Here is a 13,484-nt window from a genome sequence, read left to right as displayed (position 1 = left end):
CCTTCACCGGCCTGGCCGTCAAGAAGCTGTACCAGGGTCAGCGCTGAGCATCCGCCCGGCCGACCGCCCCGGAACCCCTCCCACAGATCGCCTGAGCAGCCACACATGATCCAGATCCCGTCCGACCTGAACCCGGGCCTCGTCCCCCTCGCCTTCCTCCTCGGCAACTGGGAGGGCGCGGGCGTCTTCGACTTCCCGGGTGAGGAGAAGTGCAACTTCGGCCAGGAGGTCGTCTTCAGCCACGACGGCCGGGACTTCCTGGAGTACACCTCCCGCACCTGGGTCCTCGACAGCGAGGGCAACAAGGTCCGGCCGCTCGAATCCGAGTCGGGCTACTGGCGCATCGACAAGGACCGCAAGGTCGAGATCGTCATGGTCCGCGACCAGGGCGTCATCGAGGTCTGGTACGGGGAGCTCGCCGACCAGAAGCCCCAGATCGACCTGGTCACCGACGCGGTCGCCCGCACCGCGGCCTCCGGGCCGTACAGCGGCGGCAAGCGGCTCTACGGCTACGTCAAGAGCGACCTCATGTGGGTCGGCGAGAAGGCCACCCCGGACGTCGAGCTGCGCCCGTACATGTCGGCCCAGCTGAAGAAGGTCGTCACCCCGGAGGAGGTCGCCGAGATGGCGCGCAACCTCCCGGACATGCCGGACGACGGCATCGCCTTCTTCCGCTGATCGCCGCTGATCGCCGCACACGCCCCCACAGCCGTGTGAGGAGGGGACCGCGGGCAGACCATGCCCGCGGTCCCCTTCGCGCGCTTACACTGGCCGGGTGGTGAGCACCGGAGACACCGACAGCATGGACTGGAAGAGCGACCTGCGGCAGCGCGGATACCGGCTGACACCGCAGCGCCAGCTCGTGCTGGAAGCGGTCGACACCCTGGAGCACGCGACTCCGGACGAGATCCTCGCCCAGGTGCGCAAGACCGCCTCCGGGGTCAACATCTCCACCGTCTACCGGACGCTGGAGCTGCTGGAGGAGCTCAAGCTGGTCTCGCACGCCCACCTCGGGCACGGGGCGCCGACCTACCACCTCGCCGACCGGCACCACCACATCCACCTGGTCTGCCGCGACTGCGGCGACGTCATCGAGGCGGACGTGGACATCGCCGCCGAGTTCACCGCGAAGCTCCGTACGACCTTCGGTTTCGAGACCGACATGAAGCACTTCGCGATCTTCGGCCTGTGCAGGAAATGCGCGGCCAAACACCGTGCTGCCGCCCAGCCGTAGCAGGGTCGTAGGCTTGTGCCATGACCAGCCCTTTGCTCCATCTTCCCGGCGCCGTGCAGGCCGAAGGCCGTGACGAGGGCGTCGCCGCCCACTACGGAGAGCTGTACGGCGAACAGCGCGCCCTCGCGGACGGCCGCGGCTTCGTCGACCTGTCGCACCGCGGGGTCGTCACCGTCACCGGACCGGAGCGGCTGAGCTGGCTGCACCTGCTGCTCACCCAGCACCTCACCGAGCTGCCGGCCGGGCAGGCCACCGAGGCGCTGATCCTCTCCGCGAACGGCCACATCGAGCACGCGCTCTACCTCGTCGACGACGGCGAGACCACGTGGGCGCACGTGGAGCCGGGCACCCAGGGGGAGTTGATCGCCTACCTGGAGTCCATGAAGTTCTTCTACCGCGTCGAAGTCGCCGACCGCACCGAGGAGTTCGCGGTCGTGCACCTGCCGGCCGGCTCCATCGCCGAGGTCGCCAAGGAGCTCGTCGTACGGGAGACCGCGTACGGCCGCGACGTCTTCCTGCCCCGCGCCGAGCTGGAGGCCTTCGCCGCGGCGCACGGCCCGGCCGCCGGGCTCCTCGCCTACGAGGCCCTGCGCGTCGAGGCGCACCGGCCGCGGCTCGGCCTGGAGACCGACCACCGCACGATCCCGCACGAGCTGGGCTGGATCGGCACCGCCGTCCACCTCCAGAAGGGCTGCTACCGCGGCCAGGAGACGGTGGCCCGCGTCCACAACCTGGGGAAGCCCCCGCGCCGCCTGGTCTTCCTGCACCTGGATGGCTCCGAGGTGCTGCTCCCGGCGCACGGCGCCCCGGTCCGGCTCGCCGCCGACGGGGAGGAGGGCCGCCAGCTGGGCTTCGTCACCACCGCCGTACGCCACCACGAACTGGGCCCGATCGCCCTCGCGCTGGTCAAGCGGAACGTCCCGGTCGACGCCCCGCTGCTGGCCGGCAAGACGGCCGCGGCCCAGGAGGTCGTCGTAGCGCCTTAGTGCACGGGCGCGCTAGATGTCGATGACGATGGTGAACGGGCCGTGGTTGGTCAGCGAGACCCGCATGTCCGCGCCGAACCGGCCCGTCTCCACCGTCGCGCCCAGCGCCCGCAGTTGCGCCACGACCTCGTCGACCAGCGGCTCGGCCACAGGTCCGGGCGCGGCCGCGTTCCAGGTGGGCCGGCGGCCCTTGCGGGCGTCTCCGTAGAGCGTGAACTGGGAGATCACCAGCAGCGGCGCGTTCACGTCGCTGCAGGACTTCTCCGCCTCCAGGATCCGCACCGACCACAGCTTGCGGGCCAGCAGCGCCGCCTTCTCCGGGGTGTCGTCGTGGGTCACCCCCACCAGCACGCACAGCCCCTCGCCGACGATCTCGCCCACGGTCTCGCCGCCCACGACGACGCTCGCGCCGTCCACCCTCTGCACCACTGCTCGCATACCACCTGTGTACCAGCCGTGCACCCGTCCGGGGCCGATCGGGTGGACTGGGACTGCATGGGGACCACGGAGAGTGGCACCATGCACGCAGGCGGTGCGGGTGCGCCGCACCGGTCGAGGGGACGGACTCGTTCGTATGAATACTTCTGGTACCTCCGTACCTGCATCACCCGCGTCCAATTCGTCTGTGTCCGCTGTCGCTGCCGCGGTACGACCGCCCGCGCAGCGCACCGCCGACGCCCAGGGGACGCCGACGCCGGTCGGGGCGCTCGGGCTGCCCGAGCTGCGCGCGCTGCGCCGGGACGCGCAGCGCGACGAGGCCGATCTGAGCTATGTGCGCCGGCTGCTCCAGGGCCGCATCGACATCCTGCGGGCCGAGCTGGCCCGGCGGACCGATCCCGAGGCGCGGGTGGTGGACCGGCTCTCGGAGATCCTCGCCGACGCGCCCTCCAGCCGGAGCGCCTCCGCCCGGCACGTGACGCTGGGGACCCCGCACGGGGAGGAGTACCGGCTGCTGGCCGCGGAGATGCTGGCCGACGTGGAGCTCTCGGACCTGGGCGCCCGGACGGACGGGGAGCTGTACGACGGGATGGGCCGGCTGGTCCGGTACGAGCAGCAGGTCTCGCGGCGCCGGCAGCAGCTGCAGCGCACGGTGGACGACTGCACCGCGGAGATCACCCGGCGGTACCGGGAGGGCGAGGCGCAGGTGGACGACCTGCTGACCTGAGACCCGCGACGGGCGCGGGGCGCCGGGCGCCGGGCATGGTGCGGCGCGGAAAATCGCGGGACTCGGCCGGACCGGGCGGTTAGCGTGGCCCGTTATGAGTGCTGACGTCCGGCCGATCGCCGAATCCGAACTCCCCGAGTGGCTGGAGGCCCTGAACGCAGGGTTCCTGACCCCGGGCCGGGCAACGGAGTCCGATGTTGCCCAGCGGGCCAAGTACAGCGACCTCGCCCGCATCCAGGGCGCCTTCGACACCGACACCGGCCGCTGCGTGGCGACCTTCCGCTCCTTCGCGCAGGAGCTGACCGTGCCGGGCGGGGCGGCCGTCCCCTCCAGCGCCGTCTCGAACGTCGCGGTGCTGCCCACCCACCGCCGCCAGGGTCTGCTGACCCGGATGATGGCCGCCGAGCTCGCCGCCGCGCAGGCGCGCGGGGACGTGGTGTCGACGCTGATCGCCGCCGAGTACCCGATCTACGGGCGCTACGGGTACGGGCCCGCCGCCTCGATCTCGGAATGGGAGATCGACGTACCGCGGACCGGACTGGACCGGCGCCTGTCGCGGCCCGTGGACGGCGGGAGGATCGACCTGGTGGACGTGGCCGAGGTGCGCCGGGTGGGCCCGGAGCTGCACGAGCGGCTGCGGGCGGTCACGCACGGGGCGGTGAACCGGGACGACCGCTGGTGGAACCTGACGACCGGCGTGGAGGAGGTGTCGCACCGCCCGTACAAGGAGAAGTTCCACGCCGTGTACCGGACGGCGGCGGGCGAGGTGGCCGGCCTGGCGGTCTACACCGCCGACGACCACTGGACGGACGCGAAGGTTCCGCTGAACACCGTGCAGGTCAGGGACCTGATCGCGGTCACCCCGCAGGCGGAGCGGGCGCTGTGGCACTTCCTGTGCTCCATCGACTGGGTGCTGAAGGTGCGCACCGGTTACCGGGCCCCCGACGACCTCGTCGCGCAGCTGCTCCCGGACCCGCGCGCCGCCAGGCCCCTGGCCACCGCGGACTACATGTGGGTGCGGCTGCTGGACGTCGTACGGGCCCTCCGTGCGCGGACGTACGCCGTCCCCGGGGTGCTCGTACTGGAGGTGACGGACCCGGCGGGCCTGGCCGACGGCCGCTACTGGCTGGACGCGGAAACCGGCGCGTGCGTGCGGACGTCGGAGCCGGCCGACCTGCGGCTGGACGTGTCGGCGCTGGGCGCCCTGTATCTCGGCGACGAGTCGGCGGTGCGGCTGGCCGCGCTGGGCCGGGTGGCGGAGGAGCGGCCGGGGGCGGTCGCGCTGGCCGACGCGGTGTTCCGTACCGCGCGCCGGCCGTGGTGCCCGGACATGTTCTGACCGGCCGTATCGTCGGACTTGTCTTTCAATGACCAGAGACTGAGGACTGAGCTATTTGACGGCTGTGACGGCTGTGGTGGAACAACTGCGTGCGGCGGGCTGCGTCTTCGCGGAGGAGGAGGCGGATCTCCTCGCCGCGGCCGCGCGCGACGACGGCCACCTGGCGGAGCTGCTGGCCCGCCGGGTCGGCGGTGAACCGCTGGAACACGTGGTGGGCTGGGCGGAGTTCTGCGGTCTGCGCATGGAGGTGGGCGCGGGGGCCTTCGTACCGCGCCGGCGGACGGAGTTCCTGGTGCGGGAGGCGGTGGCGCTCGCCCGGCCGGGGGCGGTCGTACTGGACTTGTGCTGCGGGGTCGGCGCGCTGGGCGCGGCGGTGGCCGCGCAGGTGCCGGGCGGGGTGGAGCTGCACGCGGCGGACATCGACCCGGCGGCGCTGGCGTACGCGCGGCGCAACGTGGCTCCGTACGGTGGCAGCGTGTGGGAGGGCGACCTGTACGGGCCGCTCCCCGAGTCCCTCCGGGGCCGGGTGGACGTGCTGGTGGTCAACGCCCCGTACGTCCCGACGGAGGAGATCGACTTCATGCCGTCGGAGGCCCGGGACCACGAGCCGCTCGTCTCGCTGGACGGCGGCGCGGACGGCCTGGACATCCACCGGCGGGTCGCGGCCGGCGCCCTGCCCTGGCTGGCCCCGGGCGGCCGGCTGCTGATCGAGACGAGCGCCCGCCAGTGCCCGTCGACGGCCGCGGCCCTGACCGAGGGGGGCCTGGAGACCCGGGTGGCCACCTCGGAGGAGTTCTACGCGACGGTGGTGATCGCGGCGGCGTGATCGGCGCGGCCCCGGTGTCCGGCGGCAGCAGGTCGGGCACGTCCGGCGCGGGCGCCCACCGAAGCGGGGTGGAAACTATTGCAAGCGGCTGCTTGCAATAGTTAGCAGGGTCGGGCAGGATGGGGACATGGCATCGCTCAACGTCGGAAACCTCGGCGAATACCTCCGTGAGCAGCGTCGACAGGCCCAGCTTTCGCTGCGGCAGCTGGCCGACGCGGCGGGGGTGTCGAATCCGTACCTGAGCCAGATCGAGCGCGGGCTGCGCAAGCCGAGCGCGGACATCCTCCAGCAGCTGGCCAAGGCGCTGCGGATCTCCGCGGAGACGCTGTACGTGCAGGCCGGGATCCTGGATGAGCGGGACCGGGACGAGGTGGAGACGCGGGCCGTCATCCTCGCCGACCCGTCGATCAACGAGCGGCAGAAGCAGGTGCTGCTCCAGATCTACGAGTCGTTCCGCAAGGAGAACGCACTCGACGCGCCCGGCGCACCTGACGCGCCCGGCGCACCTGGCGCGCCCGCCGACGAGATGCCGCCGAAGACGACGCACTGAACCGAACCGAACTTGATCCGGGAGGACCACCACATGGCCATCGCCGATGACCTGAAGAAGACCCTCACCGACCCCAGGCCCCTCTACTTCGCCGCCGGCACCGCCGACCTGGCCGTGCAGCAGGCCAAGAAGGTGCCGGGCCTCATCGAGCAGCTGCGCGCCGAGGCCCCCGCGCGCATCGAGGCCGTGAAGAACACCGACCCGAAGGTCGTGCAGGAGAAGGCCACCGCCGTGGCCAAGGAGGCGCAGGAGGCGGTCACCGCCAAGGTCGCCGAGGTGATCGGCGCGATCGACCCGAAGAAGCTCGGGGAGACCGCGCAGGACCTGGCGCTGCGCGGCGTCGGTGTGGCCGCGGAGTACGCGGTCCGCGCCAAGGAGACCTACGACAAGGTCGCCGAGCACGGAGAGCAGGCCGTGCGGGCCTGGCGGGGCGAGGTCTCCGAGGAGATCGTCGAGATCGCCGTCGCGGTCGAGCCCGAGGCGGAGCCGGAGGCCGAGGCCAAGGCCGAGCCCGAGGCCGCCGCCGAGGAGAAGCCCGCCGCCAGGAAGACCACCGCGCGCAAGAGCACGGCCAAGAAGGCCGCCGCCGCGCCGGTCGACGAGAGCTGAACCGCATGAGCGCCGCCGGGCCGGGCACCCTTTGGGGGTCCGGCCCGGTAGCGTGGAACCAAAGCGTCAGATGAGAAGGCGGTCGAAGCGATGCTGATGAACGGGTTCGATAACGGGGTGCTCCCGTTGCTCGGGTTCGCCATGCTGGCGCTCGCCGTCGTGGCCTTCGTGTTCGCCGCGGTGGCACGCGAGGACGCGTACCGGGCGGCCGACAAGCAGAGCAAGACCTTCTGGCTGGTCATCCTCGGCATCACGGTCCTGGTGGACGCCTTCCTGGGGATGCTCTTCCTGGAGATCGCCGGTCTGGTCGCGACCATCGTGTTCTTCGTCGACGTGCGCCCCGCCCTCAAGCAGGTCTCGGGCGGCGGCCGGCGCAGCGGCGGCAGCAGCAGCGACGGGCCGTACGGCCCGTACAACGGCGGACGCTAGCCCTCCGGGCCTCCGGCCCTTTTCCCTGGTCCTTGGGTCAGCCCTCGGCGCGGGACAGCAGGACCACGGCCACGTCGTCGGTGAGCTCGCCGCCGTTGAGGCGGCGCGCCTCGGTGACGGAGGCCTCCAGCAGGCCCTCGCCGCTCAGGCCGCGGTCGAGGTGGCGGTTGATCATCTCGACCATGCCGTCCTGCCCGAGGCGCTCCTTGCCCTCGCCGATCCGGCCCTCGATCAGGCCGTCCGTGTAGAGCATCAGGCTCCACGTGCCGCCGAGCTCGACCTGCCGGCGGGGCCAGCGGGCCCGGGGCAGCAGTCCCAGGGCCGGGCCGCTGTTCTCGTACGGGAGCAGGCGCGCGGGGCGGCCCGGCCTGGAGATCAGCGGGGCCGGATGGCCGGCCAGGCACAGGCCCGCGCGGCGGCCGTCGGGGGAGATGTCCACCGTGCACAGCGTCGCGAAGATCTCGTCGCAGGGGCGCTCGACCTCCAGGACCTGCTGGAGCGTGGACAGCAGGTCGTCACCGCACAGCCCGGCCAGGGTCAGGGCGCGCCAGGCGATGCGGAGCTCGACGCCGAGGGCGGCCTCGTCGGGGCCGTGGCCGCAGACGTCGCCGATCATGGCGTGGACGGTGCCGTCGGGGGTGCGGACGGTGTCGTAGAAGTCGCCGCCGAGCAGGGCCCGGCTGCGGCCGGGGCGGTAGCGGGCGGCGAAGCGGAGGTCGGAGCCCTCCAGGAGCGGGTTGGGGAGCAGTCCGCGTTCGAGGCGGGCGTTCTCCTGGGCCCGCAGTTTCGATTCTGCAAGCTTGTACTGGGCGATGTCGGCCCGTTTTCTCTCCACCGCGTAGCGGATGGCGCGGCTCAGCAGCCGGCCGTCCAGCTCGTCCCGGAAGAGGAAGTCCTGGGCGCCGACCCGGACGGCTTCGGCGGCGCGCTCGGCGTCGGCCTCTGCGGTGAGGACGAGGACGGCGTGGCGCGGGGCGATGCGGAGGACCTGGCGGAGGTTGGCGAGCTGGTCGACGGCGGTGGTCGCGGCTGTCGCCGTCGCTGCCGCCGTCGCTGGGGTGCGGGGGCTCGGGTCCGGGAGCGACAGGTCGAGCAGGATGCAGTGCACGTCGGGGGTGAGCAGCCGCGCGGCCTCGGTGAGGTTGCGGGCGGTGCGGAGCCGGATGCGGTGGCCGTCGGTGTCGAGGATCTCGGGGACGGTGAGGCCGCCCGCGGGGTCGTCCTCGATGACGAGGAGGGTCAGCGGGGTCGTGTGGGGCGCGCTGGGCGGTGCGGCGGCGTGTAGAACGGCCTGACCGCTCTCCGTGGCGGGGGTGTCCCTCTGCCGCGGTACGGGTACGGGCATCGTCTCCGGTTCCTTCCCTCCCCCCGAGGGTGCGTCCGGGCGACCCTAGCGGTCCAGGACCGGCGAACGGAATGCCGTTCTGGGCCATGGCCTCCGTCATATGCGCTTATCGCGGGGGAAAATCGGCCTCACTGATGACCAACGTCACGGCGGGGGCGACTCCCGTCCCGTCTAGCGAGACGTACGGGGCGGCCCTTTGGTTGCCCTTGGGCTCCGCCGGGCGTGGCGGGCTGGGCGCGGCGCCGCTGTGCAGGTGCGGCTCACAGACCTGGGGCTCCGCCCCACACCCCGCGCCTCAAACGCCGGCGAGGCTGGATTTTCCAGCCCGCCCGGCGTTTGAGGGCACGGGCGCGGAGCGCACGTACGGGGCCCGGGGCGGAGCCCCGGCAGCGGCGCCGCACCAAGGCACGGAGAACGCCGAGCAACCCCGCAGGGGCTACGCGTCGGGGCGGACCACCGCCTTGATCGGCATCGAGCCCGCGCCCGCCATCGTCACGTTCCGGCCCGGCCGCGGCGCGTGGACCATCGCGCCGTCGCCGACGTACATCGCGACATGGCTCGCGTCGTCGAAGTAGATGATCAGATCACCCGGCCGCATGTCCTTGATCGCGACCTTCGGCAGCAGCCGCAGCTGCTCCTGCGAGGTGCGCGGGATGGCCCGGCCCGCCGCCAGCCAGGCCTGGGAGGTCAGGCCGGAGCAGTCGAACGACCCCGGGCCCTCCGCGCCCCAGACGTACGGCTTGCCCATCTGCGCGGTGGCGTACTGCACGGCCCGCTTCCCGGCGTCCGTCGCCGCACCGTTGACGTCCTTCATCGCGCCCGTCGACAGCCATGCCGTCTGGGCCTTGTACTGCGCTTCCTGCTCCAGCTGGATCAGCCGGGCCTTCTCCTCGGCCTCGAGCTTGTTCTCCAGCTCCTCCGCGGCCTTGATCTTCTGCTCGATCTGCTTCTTCGCGTCCTCCTGCTTGACGCGATTGGCCTCCAGCGTCGCCCAGTGCGCGCTGGCCTCCTCGGCGTACCGCTTCAAGTCGTTCTGGGTGCGGTCCAGTTCGGTCAGCAGGTCCGAGGCGGCCTTCTCGCCCTGGCGCAACCGGCCGGCCCCGTCGAGGAACTGGCCCGGATCGTCGCTCAGCGCCAGCTTCGCGCCCGCCGGCAGCCCGCCCGAGCGGTACTGGGCGCGCGCGGCGGCTCCCGCGCGGCTCTTCAGGGTGGTGATCCGCTCCTGGCCGGCGACGATCAGGTTGGCGATCGCGACGATCTTCTCCGACTGGGCCTTGGCCTCGGCCTCGGCGAGGTTGTAGGCGTCGGTGGCGGTGCCCGCCTGGCGGTAGAGGTCCTCTATCTCCTTGCGGACCTGCTCCAGGGACTTGGCGCCCGGCTCCGGCGCGGGCGCGGCCGGCGCGCCCGGTGCCGCCGGTGCGCCCGGTGCCGCCGGTGCGCCCGGCGCCGCCGGTGCGCCCGGCGCCGCGTGCGCGATGCCCGTCGCAAGGCCGGGTGCCGTCAGTACCGCCATCGCGCACAGCAGCACGAGAGCACTTGCACCCCGCCGACGCCTCTCGGCCCCCATGGTTCCCCCAGCCATCCCGAGCCAGACCCCGCACTCTGCATCAGATCTGACTATTCATCAGTAACTTGTCTTTGCCATCGGGATGGTGCCATGAGTCGATGAATTCCAACACCCTTGTGGATGTCCTTCCGATCTTGTCCGCCCCATCGGACGCCACCGGATCACCCATCAGGAAGCCCACCGGTCCCCGCTGCCCCACCCCTACGACTCAACGGGCCGCTCCCCGCCGCCGGTTCCCCGGCACGCCGCATTCACCCCGTCGGGCGCAACGCGTCCCAGCGCACCGTCAGTTCCCCCTGCCGCCACCGCCCCGGACCGTCCGCCAGCGGCCAGTCGGCGGACAGCGCCCGCGCCGTGCGGATCCAGCGCTGCCGCGCCCCGTACGAGGCGTACGGGGCCGCCGCCGCCCACGCCCGGTCGAAGTCCCGCAGGAAGGCGTGCACCGGCTCGCCCGGAACGTTGCGGTGGATCAGCGCCTTCGGCAGCCGCTCCGCCAGGTCCGAGGGGCGCTCCAGGGAGCCCAGCCGGGTCGCGAAGGTCACCGTGCGCGCCCCCTCGGGCCCCAGTGCCACCCACACGTGCCGCCGCCCGATCTCGTCGCAGGTCCCCTCCACCAGCAAGCCGTCCGGATCCAGCCGCGCGCAGAGCCGCGCCCACACCTCCGCGACCTGCTCCTCGTCGTACTGCCGCAGTACGTTCGCCGCACGGATCAGCGCCGGGCGGACGCCGCCCTCCAGGGGCACCTCGAAGCCGCCGTGCCGGAAGCTCAGCCCGTCCCGCTCGTACGGCTTCGCCCCCGCTACCCGCGCCGGCTCGATCTCGATGCCGACCACCCGCACCCGCGGCGCCGCCTCCCGCAGCCGCGCCAGCAGCTCGACCGCGGTCCAGGGGGCCGCTCCGTAGCCGAGGTCCACCGCGACCGGCGCCTCCGCGCGCCGCAGCGCGGCCCCGTGCGTGGCGGCGATCCAGCGGTCCATCCGGCGCAGGCGGTTCGGGTTCGTCGTCCCGCGCGTCACCGAGCCCACAGGGCGCACGGAGGCGCGGCTCGGGGTCGGGGTGCTGCGGGAGGCCATGAGCCGAGAGTAAGCGGAGGGCCCGCGCCGGATAAAAATCCGGCAAACGGAGGAGAAAACCGGCCACCCCCGGAATGCGGTGGGCGGCCATCCGGGTTGCACTCCTTGCAGGGCGCCGACCGCGCTCCTGTCGGCATGCCGTGCGTCTGCGCTCGACGCGGCGTTCCGGCCTCCCGACGGCCCACCAGCGTCCGAACGGCTAGTCCGAGCGGTTTGTCCGAGCGAGAGGAACTGCTCCCTTGAGCCAGTACGTGTCCCGCCTCGGCGGCAGCATCAGCGGCCGGATCGCCGCGGCTCGCGGCACCCGCCACGACCCGCCGCGGCTGCGCCTCCCGGCCGTCGGCCACCACCGCAAGCCCCGCCGCGTCGCCATGCTCAGCGTGCACACCTCGCCCCTGCACCAGCCCGGTACCGGCGACGCCGGCGGGATGAACGTCTACATCGTGGAGCTGGCCAAGCGCCTCGCCGCGATCAACATCGAGGTCGAGATCTTCACCCGGGCCACCACCGGCGGGCTGCCGCCCGTGGTCGAGCTGGCCCCCGGGGTCCTCGTACGGCACGTGGACGCGGGCCCGTACGAAGGCCTCGCCAAGGAGGAGCTCCCGGCCCAGCTGTGCGCCTTCACCCACGGCGTGATGCAGGCCTGGGCCGGCCACCGCCCCGGCTACTACGACCTCGTCCACTCCCACTACTGGCTCTCCGGCCACGTCGGCTGGCTCGCCGCAGAGCGCTGGGGCGTCCCGCTCGTGCACGCCATGCACACCATGGCCAAGGTCAAGAACGCCGCGCTCGCCGAGGGCGACACGCCCGAGCCCGCCGCCCGCGTCATCGGCGAGACCCAGATCGTGGCCGCCGCCGACCGGCTCATCGCGAACACCGCCGAGGAAGCCGACGAACTCGTCCGGCACTACGAGGCCGACCCGGGCAAGGTGGCCGTCGTCCACCCCGGCGTGAACCTCGACCGCTTCACGGTGGGCGACGGCCGCGCCGCTGCCCGCGCCCGCCTCGGGCTGCCGCAGGACGCCGTCATCCCGCTCTTCGCCGGGCGGATCCAGCCCCTCAAGGCGCCCGACATCCTGCTGCGCGCCGTCGCCGTCCTGGTCGACCGGGACCCCTCGCTGCGCGGCCGCCTCTTCGTCCCCGTCGTCGGCGGGCCGAGCGGCAGCGGCCTCGCCAAGCCGGAGGGGCTGCAGAAGCTCGCCGCGAAGCTCGGCATCGCCGATCTCGTGCACTTCCACCCGCCGGTGGCGCAGGACGGGCTCGCCGACTGGTTCCGGGCGGCGTCCGTACTGGTCATGCCCTCGTACAGCGAGTCCTTCGGGCTCGTCGCCATAGAGGCCCAGGCCAGCGGTACGCCGGTGCTCGCCGCCGAGGTCGGCGGGCTGCCCGTCGCCGTGAACGACGGGGTCACGGGGATCCTCGTACCCGGGCACGACCCCGTGGACTACGCGCGCGAGCTGCGGCGCTTCGTGGACGATCCCGGGCTCGCGGACCGGATGGGGGCCGAGGCGGCTCGGCACGCGCAGTTCTTCGGCTGGGACACCGCCGCGAGCGGCACGGCGGACGTCTACACCGCCGCCATGCATGATCATCGCCGTCGCGTACGCTCCCACCATGGCTGACGCTGACACCGACACCGCCGCGATCATCGAGGGCGTCCTGACCGGCTCGGAGCTGAGCTGGGAGAGCCCCGAGCCGGGTTCGTACGTCGTCCAGCTCCCCGGCACGCGCAAGCTGAGCACCACGTGCTCGCTCCGGGTCGGCCGGCATTCGCTGTCGGTCAACGCGTTCGTGATCCGCCACCCGGACGAGAACGAGGCCGGCGTCCACCGGTGGTTGCTGGAGCGCAACCTGAAGCTGTACGGCCTGAGCTACGCCGTGGACCGCCTCGGGGACGTCTACCTCACCGGCCGCCTGCCGCTGTCGGTGGTGAACGCGGAGGACCTGGACCGGTTGCTGGGGACGGTCCTGGAGGCGGCGGACGGGGCCTTCAACACGCTGCTGGAGCTGGGGTTCGCGAGCGCGATCCGGCGGGAGTACGAGTGGCGCGTGGCGCGCGGCGAGCCGACCTACAACCTGGACGCCTTCAAGCACTTGACGCAGCCGTCGTAATTCCAGCCGTGCCGGCTCCTCCAGCCCCGCTGGCTCCTCCAGCCCCGCTGGCTTCTCGGGCCCTGCCGGCTCCTCCAGCCTTGCCGGCTCCCCCGGCTCCCCCGGCTCCCCCGGCTCCTCCAGTCCTGCCGGCTCCTCCAGCTCCTCCAGCTCCGCCGGTTCCTCCGGCCCTGCCGGCACCGTCGGCATCTCCAGCCCCGCCGGCGTTTGAGGCGCGGGGGTCCGGGGGCTGGCCCCCGGCAACGGCGC

General features: G+C 72.7%; 15 protein-coding genes. 11 read left to right on the top strand and 4 right to left on the bottom strand.

From position 1 onward, the window contains the following. Positions 1 to 105: 105 nt before the first annotated feature. From ACFWBN_RS30460 to ACFWBN_RS30450, 3 genes are all read left to right on the top strand, one after another. Positions 106 to 678, top strand: coding sequence for an FABP family protein (locus tag ACFWBN_RS30460; protein WP_385181838.1), 573 nt, complete (start codon positions 106 to 108; stop codon positions 676 to 678). A gap of 124 nt (positions 679 to 802) precedes the next feature. Further along, the gene (locus ACFWBN_RS30455) at positions 803 to 1,234 is read left to right on the top strand and encodes a Fur family transcriptional regulator (protein WP_385181938.1); all 432 of its coding nucleotides are present in this window, start codon (positions 803 to 805) and stop codon (positions 1,232 to 1,234) included. A gap of 20 nt (positions 1,235 to 1,254) precedes the next feature. After that, the gene (locus ACFWBN_RS30450) at positions 1,255 to 2,220 is read left to right on the top strand and encodes a YgfZ/GcvT domain-containing protein (RefSeq protein ID WP_385181835.1); all 966 of its coding nucleotides are present in this window, start codon (positions 1,255 to 1,257) and stop codon (positions 2,218 to 2,220) included. A gap of 12 nt (positions 2,221 to 2,232) precedes the next feature. Here ACFWBN_RS30450 and dtd read toward each other — a convergent pair whose 3' ends face one another. Continuing rightward, positions 2,233 to 2,658 carry a D-aminoacyl-tRNA deacylase gene (dtd, locus tag ACFWBN_RS30445; protein ID WP_376659489.1) on the bottom strand — a complete coding sequence of 142 codons (426 nt, stop codon included), beginning with the start codon at positions 2,656 to 2,658 and terminating at the stop codon, positions 2,233 to 2,235. Positions 2,659 to 2,794: 136 nt separating this feature from the next. Here dtd and ACFWBN_RS30440 point away from each other — a divergent pair, with 136 nt between their 5' ends. The 6 genes from ACFWBN_RS30440 to ACFWBN_RS30415 all read left to right on the top strand — a co-directional run bounded on the left by ACFWBN_RS30440 (position 2,795) and on the right by ACFWBN_RS30415 (position 7,138). Further along, entirely contained in the window at positions 2,795 to 3,385 is a 591-nt protein-coding gene (locus ACFWBN_RS30440) for an AmfC protein (RefSeq protein WP_385181831.1), read from the top strand. Positions 3,386 to 3,479: 94 nt separating this feature from the next. Then, positions 3,480 to 4,724: a GNAT family N-acetyltransferase gene (locus ACFWBN_RS30435; protein WP_385181828.1), complete on the top strand. Its 1,245-nt coding sequence runs from the start codon at positions 3,480 to 3,482 to the stop codon at positions 4,722 to 4,724. A 64-nt stretch (positions 4,725 to 4,788) separates the two neighbouring features. Next, positions 4,789 to 5,550 (top strand): putative protein N(5)-glutamine methyltransferase, encoded by a 762-nt coding sequence (locus tag ACFWBN_RS30430; protein WP_385181826.1) that lies wholly within the window; start codon positions 4,789 to 4,791, stop codon positions 5,548 to 5,550. A 127-nt stretch (positions 5,551 to 5,677) separates the two neighbouring features. Continuing rightward, positions 5,678 to 6,100: a helix-turn-helix domain-containing protein gene (locus ACFWBN_RS30425; RefSeq protein ID WP_385181823.1), complete on the top strand. Its 423-nt coding sequence runs from the start codon at positions 5,678 to 5,680 to the stop codon at positions 6,098 to 6,100. 33 nt (positions 6,101 to 6,133) lie between these two features. Then, positions 6,134 to 6,709 carry a hypothetical protein gene (locus ACFWBN_RS30420; RefSeq protein ID WP_385181820.1) on the top strand — a complete coding sequence of 192 codons (576 nt, stop codon included), beginning with the start codon at positions 6,134 to 6,136 and terminating at the stop codon, positions 6,707 to 6,709. Positions 6,710 to 6,799: 90 nt separating this feature from the next. Continuing rightward, positions 6,800 to 7,138, top strand: a complete 339-nt coding sequence (locus ACFWBN_RS30415) for a DUF2516 family protein (RefSeq protein ID WP_385181817.1) — start codon at positions 6,800 to 6,802, stop codon at positions 7,136 to 7,138. 37 nt (positions 7,139 to 7,175) lie between these two features. Here ACFWBN_RS30415 and ACFWBN_RS30410 read toward each other — a convergent pair whose 3' ends face one another. From ACFWBN_RS30410 to ACFWBN_RS30400, 3 genes are all read right to left on the bottom strand, one after another. Further along, positions 7,176 to 8,483 (bottom strand): PP2C family protein-serine/threonine phosphatase, encoded by a 1,308-nt coding sequence (locus ACFWBN_RS30410; RefSeq protein ID WP_385181815.1) that lies wholly within the window; start codon positions 8,481 to 8,483, stop codon positions 7,176 to 7,178. Positions 8,484 to 8,919: 436 nt separating this feature from the next. Then, a complete protein-coding gene (locus tag ACFWBN_RS30405; protein WP_385181813.1) occupies positions 8,920 to 9,996 on the bottom strand; it encodes an NlpC/P60 family protein in 1,077 nt (358 codons plus the stop codon). Positions 9,997 to 10,301: 305 nt separating this feature from the next. Then, the gene (locus ACFWBN_RS30400; protein WP_385181810.1) at positions 10,302 to 11,123 is read right to left on the bottom strand and encodes a class I SAM-dependent methyltransferase; all 822 of its coding nucleotides are present in this window, start codon (positions 11,121 to 11,123) and stop codon (positions 10,302 to 10,304) included. A gap of 239 nt (positions 11,124 to 11,362) precedes the next feature. Here ACFWBN_RS30400 and mshA point away from each other — a divergent pair, with 239 nt between their 5' ends. Further along, the gene (mshA, locus tag ACFWBN_RS30395) at positions 11,363 to 12,745 is read left to right on the top strand and encodes a D-inositol-3-phosphate glycosyltransferase (protein WP_385181807.1); all 1,383 of its coding nucleotides are present in this window, start codon (positions 11,363 to 11,365) and stop codon (positions 12,743 to 12,745) included. Then, entirely contained in the window at positions 12,738 to 13,235 is a 498-nt protein-coding gene (locus tag ACFWBN_RS30390; RefSeq protein WP_385181804.1) for a YbjN domain-containing protein, read from the top strand. Before mshA ends, ACFWBN_RS30390 begins: the two co-directional genes overlap by 8 nt. The last annotated feature ends 249 nt before the right edge of the window (positions 13,236 to 13,484 follow it).

The organism is Streptomyces sp. NPDC059989, assembly GCF_042736975.1.
Classification (GTDB): domain Bacteria; phylum Actinomycetota; class Actinomycetes; order Streptomycetales; family Streptomycetaceae; genus Streptomyces.
This window is presented reverse-complemented; position numbering and strand designations above follow the sequence as displayed.